Here is a 15,546-nt window from a genome sequence, read left to right on the forward strand (position 1 = left end):
GCAGCGTCCTCCTCGCCAGAGCGGTTCATCGTTTTGCGCAATTCCGGACGGAAAACCGTTTCACACTTTTCCTGGAATTACTCTATCGATCCAACACCAGCGCTTTGCCTTCGAAGCGTGATACACAAGGCATGACCTTGGTGCCGCTGGCACATTGCGCCGGTGTCAGCCAATGGTCCTTGTGGATGAACGTTCCTTCATATTCGAGAACGTCCGTCTCGCACTGGCCACAAGCACCGCCGCGGCAGAGATATGGCGCCTCGACGCCGGCTGCTTCGATCGACTCAAGCAGGCTTTGATGTTCGCCGACATGGATCATCTTGTTCGACCGCGCCAGCACCACCTCGAAGGGCTTGCCTGAGGCAGGAGCAAGGAATTCTTCGTGATGCACCGCCTCGCGCGGCCACCCGAGCGCCGTCGCGGTCTTGCGCACCCAGGCGATCATGCCCTTGGGCCCGCAAACATAGACATGGGTGCCGAGGGGCTGCCCGTCGAGCAAGGCCGGCAGGTCGATCAGTTCGCCCCTGTCGTCATGGTAAAGGTGCACACGCGAGCGATAGTTGGCCACAAGCTCGTCGGTGTAGGAGCCAAGGGATGCCGTCCGAATAGAGTAGTGCAGTTCGAAGTTGCCATTCATGGCGGCAAGTTGCTTGATCTGCGCCAGGAACGGCGTGATGCCGATGCCTCCGGCAAGCAACAGGTGCTTTCGCGCCCGCAAATCCAGCGCGAAGAGATTGACCGGGTTGGAGATGACCATTTCCATCCCCGGCCTCACCTGCCGGTGCATGAACAATGAACCGCCTCTTCCATTGTCATCGCGGCGGATCGAGATCGAATAGCCCTCCCTGTCGGCGGGATCGCTCATGATCGAGTAGGGATTGCGACGCACGCGATCGTGGTCGTTCATCTCCACGACCGTGTGCGCACCGCCCGAGAAAGTAGGCATCGGACCGCCATCACGGCGCACGAACTTGAATCGTGTGACAAGCTCGTTGACCGGCGTGACCTCGGCCACTTTGACGGGTATCTTTGCAGCTCCTGCGCTCATCTGAACCGCTCCACCGATTCGGGAATGTTGCCGGGATCTTCCGCGTCCACGCGCACGCCCTGGAAGGCCGCTATGCGGCGGGAGTAGTGATCGCGCACGAACAGATGCAGCCCGCAATGAGCGCATTGGAAAGGATCGTGCGTCACGTCCTCAGTGATACCCTTGCAATGCACGCACTGCACGCGGCGCACAGTGGAGCCGCGGTGCTCCGTCTGGATCGCGGAATGCGGGATACCCACCTGCGTGGCCTCGAGCATCGCTCGTCCGATCAGCCCCTCGGTCCCTGCCAGATAGACTTGGAGGCCCATATGCGCCGCCGCCAGGACCCTCCTTAGCCGGGGAAGCGCGGCCTCGTAGCTGGGGCCGACATAGAGTTGGGCGGGGGCTAGTTGCTCCAGCCTGGCGACGAACTTGTCCCCCGTCGTTTTGGGAATGTATATGATGTGGGCCCTGGCGAAAAAATCGGAGGGCGCGGAGGCGGCCAAATCGAGGATCGCCTCGGCACCTTCGGCGTCGGCGACCATCAAATGCAGCCGCCCCGGCCGTATCTCCAGCTCGCCATAGACGGGGCGGCTTGGAATCGAGCCTTCTAACACTGACTTTGACCCTCGGCTCCGTTTTGGTTGGTTTGCAGGTTTGAACCCTGCTTGCGATATCTCACCGCGACCTATCCCCTGGCGGTGCGGCGCTTCTTTTCCGCATCAAAGAATGGCATTGAGTGGGCGACGCAGGGGATTTCACCGCTCGAATTCCGAACGGTCATCTTCACGCCGTCGACCGCGCAGTCGACCGGCATGCGGGCAATGCCGATGTTGTGCTTGTTGAGGCTGGAGTACATGCCGATCGTCACCACGCCGACCTTCTTGCCATCCTTGAGCAAGGGCGCGCCCTCTTCGGCCGGCGTCGTGCCTTCGAGCTTGACGCCATAGATCTTGAAGCGCTCCTTGCCCTTCAGCCGATAATGCTCCTCGGCGCCGCGGAAGCCCACCTTGCCGGGCGAGACGGTGAAGTCGAGCCCGAGCTCCCACAGCGTGTCGCCAGGACCTTCGTTCTCGAACGGATACTTCTCCGAATTGTCGTAAGGGAAGAACAGCAAGTAGCTTTCGGCCCTCAGCAGATCGAGCGTCGTGAACCGGCAAGGGATGATGCCCATGCCCGCGCCCTCCTCCAGGATCCGGTCCCAGATCGCAGGAGCATCCTGGCCGCGGCAGAAGATTTCATAGCCTCGCTCGCCGGTGTAGCCAGTGCGCGAGATCGTCACCGGCAGACCAAAAAGCGAGGTGTGCATATGGCTAAAATAGTTGAGGTTCCGGATACCTTCCACATGCTTGTTCAGGTAGTCGACGGCGAGCGGCCCCTGCAGCGAAAGGTCGTGGAGATTGTCATCAAAGCGGATGGCAACGTCGCGCCCGGTAGCCGCCATCGTGAGCTGTTCATGGGCGCCGCCCGAGCCGTGCACGACCATCCAGCTGTTCGGCCCCATGCGATAGATCACGCAGTCGTCGATGAACTTGCCGGCGTCGTTCAGCATGGTCGCGTATACTGAGCGGCCGGGCATGATCTTCTCGGCGTTGCGGGTCGTGGCGCGGTCGATGGTGTGGCTGGCCGCGGGGCCGTTCAAATGCACCTTCTTCAAGCCGGAAACGTCCATGAGGCCGGCCTTGGTGCGGATCGCCAGATATTCGCGCTCCGGGTCGCCCGAATACTGCCAGGCGGTGCCCATGCCGCTCCAGTCTTCGAGCTTCGAACCAAGCGCGCGATGGCGATCGGCGAGCGTGGAGAATCTCCAGGAATTGGTCATTGCATTCCCCTTTTTTATACCAATTATTGAACCAATTATTGAACCAGTTTGTGGGAAATGGTTGTTGAAATCAATACTCCTGTTAAAATTTTTTGCCTTAGGGCGAAAATGACTGATCAAGCACCCAGGCAGGCAAGAGCGAAAGGCCAACAGAAATGGACAGCAGGACACGTGCGCAAAACGCCAAATTGGCAATCGCGATCAGCTGACCGCCAAAAGGCCGCGGTCATCGGCAGCGGCTTGCGTGGCCAACCAGAACCATCGCAAATGGACGCGAACTTTCGGATGTCGAAAGGAACGTCGTTGATGTCATCGAAACACGAGGCTGCCTTGGCACTCATTGCGGATCATTCAATCACTGCCACGGTTCGTGTCGTGGTGGACACGCTGTTGGCGCGAATAACCTCTCAGCAATACACCACCGACGAACGACTGCCCTCGGAACGAACGTTGGCCGGTGAACTTGGCGTCGCCCGGAACACGGTTCGCGAAGCCCTGGACATACTTGAGAAACATGGCTTCATTCGCCGGCGTGCCGGGAGCGGCAGCTTCGTGAAGGGTCAGGCAGTCCTCGATGACGCGACAGGAGGTGTTGCCGCCGAGACGAGCCCGCTCGACCTCTTGGTGATGCGCGGAATCATCGAACCCGACATGATGCGGCTCGCCATCATCAACATGTCGCCGCGCGCCATTGAAGGACTGAGCGAGACCTTGTCGGCCATGGAAGGGGTTCAAACCGACGCGGCGGAGTTCGCCCGGCTCGAGGATGAATTCCACCGTCAGGTAGCTCGCGGCGCGGGAAATCCGCTGCTAACGTCATGCTACGATCTGTTGATCCAGGCTCGCCGCCAGAGCTTCCGCGCCGCGCTCAACCGGCGGCATCTGACACCCAGGCGGATACAGGACTACCAGCGCCGTTACAACACGCTGCTCAACGCGATCATCGCCCGGGATATCGAGAGTGCGGTTGAATTCACCAAGCTGCTGCTGATTGAGGAACAAAAGCTGCTTCTGCAGGAAGATTGAGCCTCGGCCAATCCGATTCGGGGTCAGTCCGATCCGACGGCGATGCTGAGCTCTCCGGAGACACTGGAATGGCGCTGATCCCACATCAGCCCAAGCGCGCGCATTTCGTCGCGCAACCGGGCGCCGTGCCTCTGCAGCCAAGCCGGAACCGACCCAAAGGCTACAATACGTGCTTGGCCATTCGTAATGCGTACGACGGGCCAGTCGCCGATCAGGGCGTTGTCATTCCCGAACAGATCCGAGCCCGCCCATCTCGCTATCCCGAACGCATGTTCGCCGAGCCCGCCATGCTTCATCGCTGCTAGAACCGAGACAGGCGCTGCCGTTCCAGCTTTCTCGACCGCTGCATGCCAGAGATCGAGCGTGGCAACGTATTCCCAGGAAACCGCGCTCCAGCTGTCCGGGAAACGCCGATTGTACTCCGCGTAGAACTCGGCTGGGCGATTGAAGAAGAAGGCCTTGTCGCGGAGCTCTGGATCGTCGAAGTCCGGGAACTGGAACAAAAAGCCCTCCATGAAATCGATCGATGTCCGGTCGACCAGCCGCCGATAATAGTCGGCGGTACAAGAAATGATCTGCCCCCGAAATCCCGACCGGAAAGCAGCCTCGGTCAGCGCGTGAACCATTGGCTCATAGCTCGTGCACCAACACAAAATGTCGGGACTGCCAGCCAGCATTGCACGCAGTATTTCGTCGGCGTTCGTAGCCTCCGGCGCGTAGCGGATCTCGCCCACCGACGCGATCCCCTCAGCCGCAAAGGCAGCCCGATAGGTAGCCAGCGAAGGCAGGCCCAGCGCATCCGTCTGGCTGCACATCGCCACGCGGCGCAGGTCGGGGCGGTTACGTGCAAGCCATTCGACGGCTGTGACGTTGTAGAGGGGATGGATCTCGCTGGGCGCGATCAGGTACGGTGTGTCGGGCGAAAGATCGCTCGGCAGCAGCGTCGAGGTCAGAATCTTGCGCGACATGAGATAGTCCTGGATCGGACGGAACGTGTCGCCTCCGTGCATCATCAGCAGCCCTACCCCATGATCCTGCACGAGGCGCCGAGCCCCTTCCGCCGCCCGATCGGGAACATAGCCGCAGTCCTCGGCCAACAGTTGGACGTTGTGCCGCGTCCCGCCGATGAGCATTCCGCCGGTGCGATTAATCCAATCCACCCAGATGCGGCAGCCGTTCAACCCTGGTAGCCCCCAAGAGCGAACAGGCCCGCTGAGCGGCCCAAGAAAGCCTACTTTGACCACACGTTGTGCACTGACGCCAAGCCGTTTGACCTGGGCGTTCACTGCAAGTCGTTGCACTAGGCTGCTGGCGTTCATGATGCGCTCCCTACCGACCGTCCGTCCATAAACCGAGGCCAATCCCGGCGCAAATTGATTTTCCTTCCATGAATATTAGTTGACAAGCTAGCCGTTTCGATCATAACTGGTTTGAACCAAAAGAACCAATCTATCAAAAACCGGTTCAGACCAATGGGAGAATCATAATGAAGAAACGCATTGCCGTTATCGGTGCTGGTCCGTCCGGCTTGGCTCAGCTGCGCGCCTTCGCGTCCGCGGCACAGAAAGGCGCAGAGATTCCCGAGATAGTCTGCTTCGAAAAGCAGAAGGATTGGGGAGGGTTGTGGAACTACACCTGGCGCACGGGTCTGGACGAATTTGGCGAACCCGTTCACGGCTCGATGTATCGCTATCTCTGGACTAACGGCCCCAAGGAAGGTCTGGAATTCGCCGACTACTCCTTCGAGGAGCATTTTGGCAAACAGATCGCGTCCTATCCGCCCAGGGCCGTGCTGTTCGACTACATTGAAGGGCGCGTGAAGAAGGCCGGTGTCCGCCCGTGGATCCGATTTTCCACCGTTGTCAGGTATGTGACCTGGAGCCCGGAGACCCGCAAGTTCACCGTGCGTGTGCACGATCTTCCCAAGGATCGATCCTACTCGGAAGAGTTCGACCACGTCGTCGTCGCGTCGGGCCATTTTTCGACACCGAACGTTCCCGAATTCCCCGGCTTTGACACATTCAACGGTCGCATTCTCCATGCGCACGACTTCCGCGACGCACGCGAGTTTATCGGTCAGGACATACTGATTGTCGGAACCAGCTACTCAGCCGAGGATATCGGTTCGCAGTGCTGGAAGTACGGTTGCAAGTCGGTCACGGTCAGCCATCGCACCGAGCCGATGGGCTTCAAGTGGCCGCCCAACTGGAAAGAGGTGCCGCTGCTGACCAAGGTCGAGGGTAACATCGCAACCTTCAAGGACGGCTCGACCGCGACCGTGAACGCGATCATCCTCTGTACCGGCTACAAGCACCATTTCCCGTTCATGCCCGACGATTTGCGACTGCGCACTGCGAACAGGCTGGCCACGGCTGACCTCTACAAAGGCGTGGTCTACGTCCACAATCCGACGCTGTTTTATCTCGGCATGCAGGACCAGTGGTACACCTTCAATATGTTCGATGCGCAGGCATGGTGGGTGCGTGACGCAATCCTCGGCAGGATCAAGGTGCCTGCCTCGAAGAACGAACTGATCGCCGATGTCGAAAAGCGGGTCGCGGCCGAAGACGCTGGGGAGGATAGCTATGACGCCATCCGCTACCAGGGCGACTACGTCAAGGAATTGATCGCCGAGACCGACTATCCAAGTTTTGACGTTGACGGCGCCAACGAGGCGTTCTTCCAGTGGAAGAAGCACAAGATCAAGGACATCATGGGGTTCCGGGACAATAGCTACAAGTCCGTGATGACCAGTTCCATGGCGCCGAAGCATCACACGCCGTGGAAAGACGCGCTGGACGATACGATGCAGAGCTATCTGCGCAACTGAACTTACGTTGCGCAGCGACTTGTCCGGAGCCCCGCTGACGGTCACTTCCGTGCCGTGTTCAGTGAGGTTCCGGGCAGAGGAGAAGAACACCCGCTCCGTTGTTCGCCAAGAAGAGAATGGCAGCTGATGAGGAGGGAGCCGGCATGCTGACTGCTCAGACCGCACACAGGTCGTTTAGTTTCTACCTCTTACCCAACTTCTCGCTTCAAGCTTTCTCTTGCGCAGTGGAAGTATTGCGGTTGGCCAATGAGGCGATCGGCAGGAACGTCTACAGCTGGCAAGTCATATCGGAGGACGGGCAACCGACAATGTCGAGTTGCCGAATGACCGTCGGCATTGACTCCTCGTTGAGAACTGAACGCGAGAGGACCCAAAAGTCAAACTTCACGTCAGCCGCCGTGATTTGCGGCGGCAGCGCCGTCCCGCGCCCAAACAGGCAACTCGATGCCTGGCTAAGGGAATGCCGCATGCGTCGCATTCCCCTCATTTGCATCGGCAGCGGCACCATCGTCGTTGCGCGGGCCGGACTGGCGGACGGGCGCCGGTGCGCCGTTCACTGGGAACAGCTTCCGCTCTTTTGCGAGCAGTTTCCGGGCATAGAGTCCACTCAGACGGCCTTTGAACATGATGGAGATCTGCATACCTGCTCGGGTGGGGATGCATCTTTCGACATGTTTCTCCACCTGGTTGAACGTGACCATGGTTCAGCCATCGTCAATCGCATCTGCGAAAAAGCCATCGCTTACCGAATGCGTTCGGCGGGAGAGCGACAGCGCCTGCCCCTTCATTCTCGGGTCAAGCTCAACCACAAGGCAGTGATGAAGGTCATTGGCCTGATGGAGGCAAGCTTGGATGATCCTATGCCGGTCGACGATCTTGTGGCGTTGAGCGGAATATCGCGACGGCAGATGGAAAGGCTTTTCGACAGAGAGTTGGGACGCTCTCCGAACCGATACTACATGGAACTGCGCCTAGAGCGCGCGCAGTTGCTTCTTGTGAGCACAAACTTGCCGGTCGTGGAGGTTGCCGTGGCTTGCGGTTTTATCTCGCCGTCGCACTTTTCCAAAGTCTATCGCGAAGCCTACGGATGCGCTCCGCATCAGACACGATTGGCTGCCCGTGCGGACGGGCGTGTCGATCTGATGGATCCGGCGCTGCTGGGATTGGACTGCACCGAAGTACCCCAACACAGGTTGTCGATGACGGCGTAGCCGACGAAGCAGCTGAGGCCAGCCTCAGTGAGGAGGTAACGATGCTGAACACGATCTACCCTCCCGTCCGCGGTGGACCGCCGCAGGCGAGCCGCATCATCCGTCGCGGGGGATTGACCCTGCCCGCCGGCACCGAGCGCTACATCGTTGGCGGCGCCGGAGCGATGCTGATCGACATTGAGGCAGGCGACAGCATCACCGTAACGAATGATGAGGGCGGCCAAATCTGCGAGGTCGTCGTGGCCGACGCGTCGGGCAGCATTGACGCCGGCATCGTCGGCCATGGTCCGAACTCGGATGCTGCTGGTTTGAAGGCGCTGCTAACCAGTCAGGACGGCAGCCTGCAACGGCTGCGCAAGGCACTGGAGATCCGTGGTATCGACCTCGCCGCGGCGGGCGGGCTTCGTTTCTTCGACGCGACAACGCCGCCGAAGACCAATGTCGAGCTGACTGTCAAGCGCGGCGGCTGGCTCGTCATCGCCGCGCCAGGAACCGACATGGCGCCGGACGGCCAAGAGACTGCGACGCCGCTGATCGTCCACGTGCGGCGCGCGACGGTGCGCTTGCGTGAAACCTCCCGGGATTTGCCCGATCCGCTTGCCGATCCGGTTCTCGATCTTCGCGTGCACTCCTCGACGGCAGAGGCCTATTTCGTCAAGGCCGGGGACTATATTCAGATCGTCGATGTCGACGGACGCCAGTGCACCGATTTCCAGTGCTTCTCAGCGCGCAAATTGGACAAGGGAAAGGAGCATGCGCTCGACGTCACCGCCACGCGCAGCGCGATGGGGCATGCCTATCCGTTGCCCGGTCTGCATTCGAAGTACTACGATCAGGATTTCCTGCCGCTGGTCGAGGTCGTGCAGGACACTTGCGGTCGCCACGACGCCTTCTCGCTGGCATGCTATGCGAAATATTATGACGATATCGGCTATCCAGGCCATATCAACTGCACGGAAAACTTCAACAAGGCGCTCGGCTCATACGGCGTCGGTCCGCGCGGCGGCTGGATGGCGGCCAACTTCTTCTTCAATACCGGGGTCGACGCGCACGGCGTCATGTATGCCGACGAACCGTGGTCGCGGCCAGGCGACTACGTACTCTTGCGGGCGCTGACCGACCTCGTCTGCGTCAACTCCGCATGCCCTGACGACACGACGGCGGCCAATGGCTGGAATCCGACCGACATCCATGTGCGCACCTATTCAGGGGCCGAGAAATTCCAACGCGCCGTGGCGATCCGCCCCACTCCCGATTCGGAGCCAAAGATGACCAAGGAAACAGGGTTTCACGACCGCCTGTCCAAGCTGACCCGCAACTTCGTGGAGTATCGCGGCTACTGGCTGGCCAACAGCTACGCAGAAGCCGGGCCGATCGAGGAATACTGGGCTTGCCGGCAGAAGTCGGTGCTGATGGACCTTTCCGCCCTGCGCAAGTTCGAGGTGACGGGACCGGATTCGGAAGCGCTGCTTCAGTACACGCTGACGCGTGACGTGAAGAAGCTGGCGGTCGGCCAGATCGTTTATACCGCCATGTGCTACGAGCATGGCGGCATGATTGACGACGGCACGTTGTTCCGGCTCGGTCAGGACAATTTCCGGTGGGTCGGCGGCGACGAGTATTCGGGCATATGGCTGCGCGAACAGGCGGAGAAGCTCGGTCTCAACGTCCTGGTCCGCAGTTCCACCGACCAATTGCACAACATTGCCGTGCAGGGGCCGGAGAGCCGCGAGTTGCTGAAGAAGATAATCTGGACGCCGCCGCATCAGCCGTCGATCGCCGAACTCGGCTGGTTCCGTTTCACCGTTGGCCGCATCGGGGATGACCAGGGCCTACCTGTCGTGCTGTCGCGTACCGGCTACACGGGCGAGCTGGGCTACGAGGTCTGGTGCCATCCCAAGCACGCGGGCGAGGTCTTCGACGCGATCTGGGCCGAGGGGCCGGCACACGGATTGACGCCCATGGGCCTGGCCGCCCTCGATATGGTTCGAATCGAGGCCGGATTGATCTTCGCCGGCTATGACTTCTCTGATCAGACCGACCCGTTCGAGGCGGGCATCGGCTTCACCGTGCCGCTCAAGTCCAAGCCCGACGATTTCATCGGGCGCGACGCGCTGATCCGGCGCAAGGAGCATCCATCGCGCAAGATGGTCGGGCTTGACATCGAAGGGGCCGTCGCGGTCGGCCATGGCGACTGCATCCACCTTGGGCGCGCGCAGATCGGCGAGGTCACATCGTCAACGCGTTCGCCAATCCTCGGCAAGAACATTGCGTTGGCGCGCATCGACGTGGCCCATGCCGATGTCGGCACGCAGGTCGAGATCGGCAAGCTCGACGGCCACCAGAAGCGGCTGCCGGCCACGATCGTCCCGCTATCGCACTATGATCCCAAGAAAACCCGTCCGCAGTCCTGACGCATATGGAACCAGTAGCAGCCAAGGAAACTCTTCTTGCGCAGATCGGCGGCGAAACGGCTTTGCGCGGTCTGGTCGACTGCTTCTACGACCTGATCGAGACCGATCCCCGCGGAGAGCCGTTGCTGCGACTGCATTTTCGCGGACACGGCGTCAACCACGCCCGCGAGGAACAGTTCAACTTTCTGTGCGGCTTTCTCGGCGGGCGTCGTCACTATCTGGAAAAGCACGGGCACGTGGACGTTCGTCTCATGCACGCGCATGTGCCGATCTCGGCGGGCGACGCCGAAGACTGGCTGGCTCTCATGGATCGAGCCATGACCGAAATGCGGCTTTCAGGCCCGCATGTAGACAAGATGCGCCTGGCATTCCGCCGCGTCGCACTGACGCTGATCAATGATCTCGGGGAATGGGGGGTGGGAAGCGCTTGACGACATGGAGGTCGTCGGCAGTCTTTATTGAAGTGAACAAAACAAGACTGACAGGAAAGAAAATAACCGGCAAAGCGAAGCCGGACCGCAGGAACACTCAACCTCAAACAATGGGATGAAAAGCTATGAGCGCTTTTTCGGACACCTACGCGGAGGCAGCCGCGGGACAGTTACATAGAAGTATTGACTGGCGAGGCGCCTTCTGGGTGGCAAGCGGCGTCCCCGCCCTCGTTCTGTTCTCGATCGGCGGTATCGCTGGAACGACTGGCAAGCTGGCCTTTCTGATCTGGACCGTGTCCATGATCATGGGTTTCCTGCAGTCGTTCACATACGCCGAAATCGCCGGTCTGTTTCCCAACAAGTCCGGCGGCGCTTCGGTTTATGGCGCCACCGCCTGGCTGCGTTATTCGAAGTTCATCGCGCCATTGTCGGTGTGGTGCAACTGGTTCGCCTGGTCGCCGGTGCTGTCGCTCGGCTGTTCCATCGCAGCCGCCTACATCCTCAATGCGCTGGCGCCGATCCCGGTCTTCTCCGAGACCTCGCCGGAGGTGGCCGCCTACATCGCGGCGCATGCCGGAACGGCGCCCGCCGACGCCATCACGGCAGTGACGGCTGCCGCAACGCCTGCGATCCGCACCTGGTCGCTCTTCAGCCACACGCTTGGGCCTGTCAGTTTCTCATTGAACGCGACCTTCTTCATCGGCGCGCTGCTGATGCTGATCATCTTCGCCATCCAGCATCGCGGCATCCTGGGCACCGCCAGCGTGCAGAAGTATATCGGCCTGCTCGTCATCATCCCGATGCTGATCGTCGGTGTCGTGCCGATCTTCACCGGCCAGATCGACTGGGCGAATTTCTCGCCTCTGGTCCCGCTGGCCGCCGCCTACGCGCCCGACCCAGGCTCATGGAACATCGCCGGATGGACGCTGGCGCTCGGCGGCATGTTCATCGCGGCATGGTCGACCTACGGCTTCGAGACTGCCGTCTGCTACACGTCGGAGTTCAAGAACCCCGGCACCGACACCTTCAAGGCGATCTTCTATTCCGGCCTGCTCTGCATGCTTCTGTTCATCCTGGTGCCTTTCACCTTCCAGGGCGTGCTTGGCCTCAACGGCATGCTGGCAACGCCAATCGTGGATGGCTCGGGCGTCGCCGACGCGTTGGCCGGCATGGTCGGCGGCGGTAACCTGATCCACAGCCTGCTTGTCATGCTGATGATCCTGGCGCTGGTGCTCTGCATCATGACGGCGATGGCCGGCTCCTCGCGCACGCTCTACCAGGGCTCGGTCGACGGCTGGCTGCCGCGTTATCTAAGCCACGTCAACGAGCACGGCGCGCCGACACGGGCGATGTGGACCGACTTGATCTTCAACCTGATCGTGCTGGCAATCGCCTCGGCCGACGCGACCAGCTTCTTCTTCATCCTCGCGGTGTCGAACTGCGGCTATATCATCTTCAACTTCCTCAACCTCAACGCCGGCTGGATCCACCGGATCGACAACGGCCATATCGAGCGGCCCTGGAAGGCACCGACCTGGTTGCTGGGGATCGGGGCGATATTCGCCTATGTCAACGCCATCTTCATGGGTGCCGGTGCCAAGGTCTGGAATCCGATGGCGCTGTGGGCCGGCCTGATAACCGCGGCACTGATCCTCCCGGTATTCTGCTTCCGGCATTACATCCAGGACGGCGGCAAGTTCCCCGATCACATGCTGGACGATCTCGGCATGAAGGCCACCGATCTCAGAGCCAAGAAGGCCGGAATCTTGCCTTACGCGACGCTGGTGGCTGGCGTTATCGTGGTGCTGATCGCCAACCGGATCTTCGTACTGTGATCGGCGACAGCCCGATCATCTTCGAACCGGGAAACGTTCCCTCCTCCCGGCCGCGTTGAACCGCGGTTGCTTAGTCACCGCCTGCAAGGCCGGGCGGTGACTTCTTTTTGGATCCGTGGAAGGCCCGGCGTAGCCGCCCGCCAACTGATCGAGGCAGACTAGGCGAAAATCTCTTTTTCTTCATATGAATTTTTTTTTCCTTATAGTTGACTTTCAGCCCAAATAATTGCAAGGTTTCGCAACTTGATTTGCGACGTTCGACGGCAAAGCGATGCCGTATTTCATTCTCTAGGAGCGAGGCGATGGCTGAGGTGATCGATGGCAAGGCTGTTGCCGCCGATGTGATCGCAAAGGTCACAAGCGCGAGCAGCGTCCTGGCCGCTTCGAAGAATGTAACGCCTGGTCTTGCGGTCATCATCGTCGGGGAGGATCCGGCAAGCCAGGTCTATGTGGCCGCGAAGTCGCGTACAGCGAAGGAATGCGGCTTCAATTCGCTGCAACATACGCTGCCCACGGACACCAGCGAAGCCCACCTGATCGACCTTATCGACATTATGAATCATGACCGTACGATCCATGGCATTCTGGTGCAGCTGCCGCTTCCGGATCACATCGATGCGGGCAAGGTCATCCAGGCGATTGCGCCAGAGAAGGACGTCGACGGCTTCCACTTTGTCAATGTCGGCAAGCTTGGCACCGGCGAGCTCGATACGGCTTTCGTACCCTGCACACCGGCGGGCTCGATGCTGCTGATCGAGCACGTGCATGGCAAGGATCTTTCCGGTCTCAATGCAGTCGTCGTCGGCCGCTCCAATATCGTTGGCAAGCCGATGGCCACCCTTCTGCTTGCCGCGAACGCCACCGTCACCGTTGCCCATAGCCGGACGAAGAATCTGCCCGAGCTTTGTCGTGGCGCTGACATCCTCGTCGCGGCGGTGGGCCGGCCGGAAATGATCAGGGGTGAGTGGGTGAAGCCAGGCACCACTGTGATCGATGTGGGTATCAACCGCGTCGCCGCGCCGGAGAAGGGCAATGGCAAGAACCGCCTGGTCGGCGACGTCGCCTACGCCGAGGCGGCGGACCATGCCGGCGCGATCACACCCGTGCCCGGCGGCGTCGGTCCAATGACGATCGCGCTTCTGATGGCCAATACTCTGACCTCAGCCTACCTCGCCAGCAACCTGCCGAGGCCACAGTTCTAGAACCGCAGCATGCATTTCCGACAACCCAATCTTCGAGGCAAATGACCATGGCCGAATTCAAAACCGACATCGAGATCGCGCGCGCCGCCAGGAAGAAACCGATCCAGGAGATCGGCGCCAAGATCGGCATCCCGTACGAGCACCTTTTGCCTTACGGCCACGACAAGGCGAAGGTCTCGGCCGAGTTCATCAAGTCGGTGAAGGGCAACAAGGACGGCAAGCTCATCCTGGTCACCGCCATCAACCCGACGCCGGCCGGTGAAGGCAAGACGACCACCACGGTCGGCCTCGGCGACGGCCTGAACCGCATCGGCAAGAAGGCGGTCGTGTGCATCCGCGAAGCCTCGCTCGGCCCGAATTTCGGCATGAAGGGCGGTGCGGCCGGCGGCGGTCTGGCCCAGGTGGTGCCGATGGATGACATGAACCTCCATTTCACCGGCGACTTCCACGCCATCACCACGGCGCACAATCTGCTTTCGGCGCTGATCGACAACCACATCTACTGGGGCAACGAGCTCGGCATCGACATCCGCCGCGTGGCCTGGCGCCGCGTCATGGACATGAACGACCGGGCGCTGCGCGAGATCATCTGCTCGCTGGGCGGCGTCGCCAACGGCTTCCCGCGCGAGGCCGGCTTCGACATCACCGTCGCCTCCGAAGTGATGGCGATCCTGTGCTTGGCCACCGACCTCAAGGACCTCGAGAAGCGCCTCGGCGACATCATCGTCGCCTACCGTCGCGACAAGTCGCCGGTCTATGCCCGCGACCTCAAGGCCGACGGCGCCATGGCCGTGCTCTTGAAGGACGCCATCCAGCCCAATCTGGTGCAGACGCTGGAGAACAACCCGGCCTTCGTGCATGGCGGCCCGTTCGCCAACATCGCGCATGGCTGCAACTCGGTCGTCGCCACCACGACGGCGCTGAAGCTCGCCGACTACGTCGTCACCGAAGCCGGCTTCGGCGCCGACCTCGGCGCTGAGAAATTCTTCGACATCAAGTGCCGCAAGGCCGGGCTCCACCCGGCGGCGGCCGTCATCGTCGCCACCGTGCGCGCCATGAAGATGAATGGCGGCGTCAAGAAGGAAGACCTCGGCAAGGAGAACATCGAGGCGGTCAGGAAGGGCTGCCTCAACCTCGGCCGCCACATCGAGAACGTGAAGCAGTTCGGCGTGCCGGCGGTGGTGGCGATCAATCACTTCACCACCGACACCGACGCCGAGATCAGGGCGCTGAAGGATTTCGTCGCCTCGATGGGTGCGGATGCGATCCTGTGCAAGCACTGGGCGCAAGGCTCCGCCGGCATCGAGGACCTCGCCCGCAAGGTGGTCAAGCTTGCCGAATCCGGTGCCTCGCAATTCTCGCCGCTCTATCCCGACGAGATGCCGCTGTTCGAGAAGGTCAACACCATCGTCAAGCGCATCTACCGCGGCGACGAGGCGATCGCCGACAAGTCGATCCGCGACCAGCTACATGCCTGGGAGCACGCCGGCTACGGCCACCTACCGGTCTGCATGGCCAAGACCCAGTATTCGTTTTCGACCGACCCGAACCTGCGCGGCGCGCCGACCGGCCACACCGTGCCGGTGCGCGAGGTCAGGCTTTCGGCCGGCGCCGGCTTCGTCGTCATCATCTGCGGCGAGATCATGACCATGCCGGGCCTGCCCAAGGCACCGTCCTCGGAAAAGATCTTCCTCAACGAGCAGGGCCAGATCGAAGGCCTGTTCTGAAATCCGTACTCCCCAAGACGC

The 15,546-nt window shown here is 60.8% G+C and carries 12 protein-coding genes; 8 read left to right on the top strand and 4 right to left on the bottom strand.

Translation table 11 applies throughout. From position 1 onward, the window contains the following. Positions 1–82: 82 nt before the first annotated feature. The 3 genes from EJ070_RS02860 to EJ070_RS02870 all read right to left on the bottom strand — a co-directional run bounded on the left by EJ070_RS02860 (position 83) and on the right by EJ070_RS02870 (position 2,849). Complete coding sequence (locus EJ070_RS02860; RefSeq protein ID WP_126089966.1) at positions 83–1,048, bottom strand: PDR/VanB family oxidoreductase; 966 nt, start codon at positions 1,046–1,048, stop codon at positions 83–85. Next, positions 1,045–1,644, bottom strand: coding sequence for a dimethylamine monooxygenase subunit DmmA family protein (locus EJ070_RS02865; protein WP_126089967.1), 600 nt, complete (start codon positions 1,642–1,644; stop codon positions 1,045–1,047). Before EJ070_RS02865 ends, EJ070_RS02860 begins: the two co-directional genes overlap by 4 nt. Before the next feature lie 71 nt (positions 1,645–1,715). Then, positions 1,716–2,849: an aminomethyltransferase family protein gene (locus EJ070_RS02870; RefSeq protein ID WP_126089968.1), complete on the bottom strand. Its 1,134-nt coding sequence runs from the start codon at positions 2,847–2,849 to the stop codon at positions 1,716–1,718. Between the two features lie 267 nt (positions 2,850–3,116). Here EJ070_RS02870 and EJ070_RS02875 point away from each other — a divergent pair, with 267 nt between their 5' ends. Beyond that, positions 3,117–3,875 carry an FCD domain-containing protein gene (locus EJ070_RS02875; RefSeq protein WP_210211969.1) on the top strand — a complete coding sequence of 253 codons (759 nt, stop codon included), beginning with the start codon at positions 3,117–3,119 and terminating at the stop codon, positions 3,873–3,875. Between the two features lie 23 nt (positions 3,876–3,898). Here EJ070_RS02875 and EJ070_RS02880 read toward each other — a convergent pair whose 3' ends face one another. After that, positions 3,899–5,194 (bottom strand): ABC transporter substrate-binding protein, encoded by a 1,296-nt coding sequence (locus EJ070_RS02880; RefSeq protein ID WP_126089969.1) that lies wholly within the window; start codon positions 5,192–5,194, stop codon positions 3,899–3,901. Between the two features lie 167 nt (positions 5,195–5,361). Here EJ070_RS02880 and EJ070_RS02885 point away from each other — a divergent pair, with 167 nt between their 5' ends. From EJ070_RS02885 to EJ070_RS02915, 7 genes are all read left to right on the top strand, one after another. Continuing rightward, positions 5,362–6,705, top strand: coding sequence for an NAD(P)/FAD-dependent oxidoreductase (locus EJ070_RS02885; protein ID WP_189350334.1), 1,344 nt, complete (start codon positions 5,362–5,364; stop codon positions 6,703–6,705). 143 nt (positions 6,706–6,848) lie between these two features. Then, the gene (locus EJ070_RS02890; protein WP_189350337.1) at positions 6,849–7,916 is read left to right on the top strand and encodes a GlxA family transcriptional regulator; all 1,068 of its coding nucleotides are present in this window, start codon (positions 6,849–6,851) and stop codon (positions 7,914–7,916) included. Between the two features lie 41 nt (positions 7,917–7,957). Beyond that, positions 7,958–10,330 (top strand): aminomethyltransferase family protein, encoded by a 2,373-nt coding sequence (locus EJ070_RS02895; protein WP_126089972.1) that lies wholly within the window; start codon positions 7,958–7,960, stop codon positions 10,328–10,330. A 5-nt stretch (positions 10,331–10,335) separates the two neighbouring features. Continuing rightward, positions 10,336–10,761, top strand: coding sequence for a group II truncated hemoglobin (locus tag EJ070_RS02900; RefSeq protein ID WP_126089973.1), 426 nt, complete (start codon positions 10,336–10,338; stop codon positions 10,759–10,761). Between the two features lie 125 nt (positions 10,762–10,886). Further along, positions 10,887–12,596 (top strand): APC family permease, encoded by a 1,710-nt coding sequence (locus tag EJ070_RS02905; protein ID WP_126089974.1) that lies wholly within the window; start codon positions 10,887–10,889, stop codon positions 12,594–12,596. Between the two features lie 302 nt (positions 12,597–12,898). Further along, positions 12,899–13,798: a bifunctional methylenetetrahydrofolate dehydrogenase/methenyltetrahydrofolate cyclohydrolase gene (locus tag EJ070_RS02910; protein ID WP_126089975.1), complete on the top strand. Its 900-nt coding sequence runs from the start codon at positions 12,899–12,901 to the stop codon at positions 13,796–13,798. Positions 13,799–13,845: 47 nt separating this feature from the next. Beyond that, entirely contained in the window at positions 13,846–15,525 is a 1,680-nt protein-coding gene (locus tag EJ070_RS02915; protein WP_126089976.1) for a formate--tetrahydrofolate ligase, read from the top strand. Positions 15,526–15,546 lie beyond the last annotated feature (21 nt).

This window comes from Mesorhizobium sp. M1E.F.Ca.ET.045.02.1.1, from assembly GCF_003952485.1.
GTDB lineage: Bacteria > Pseudomonadota > Alphaproteobacteria > Rhizobiales > Rhizobiaceae > Mesorhizobium.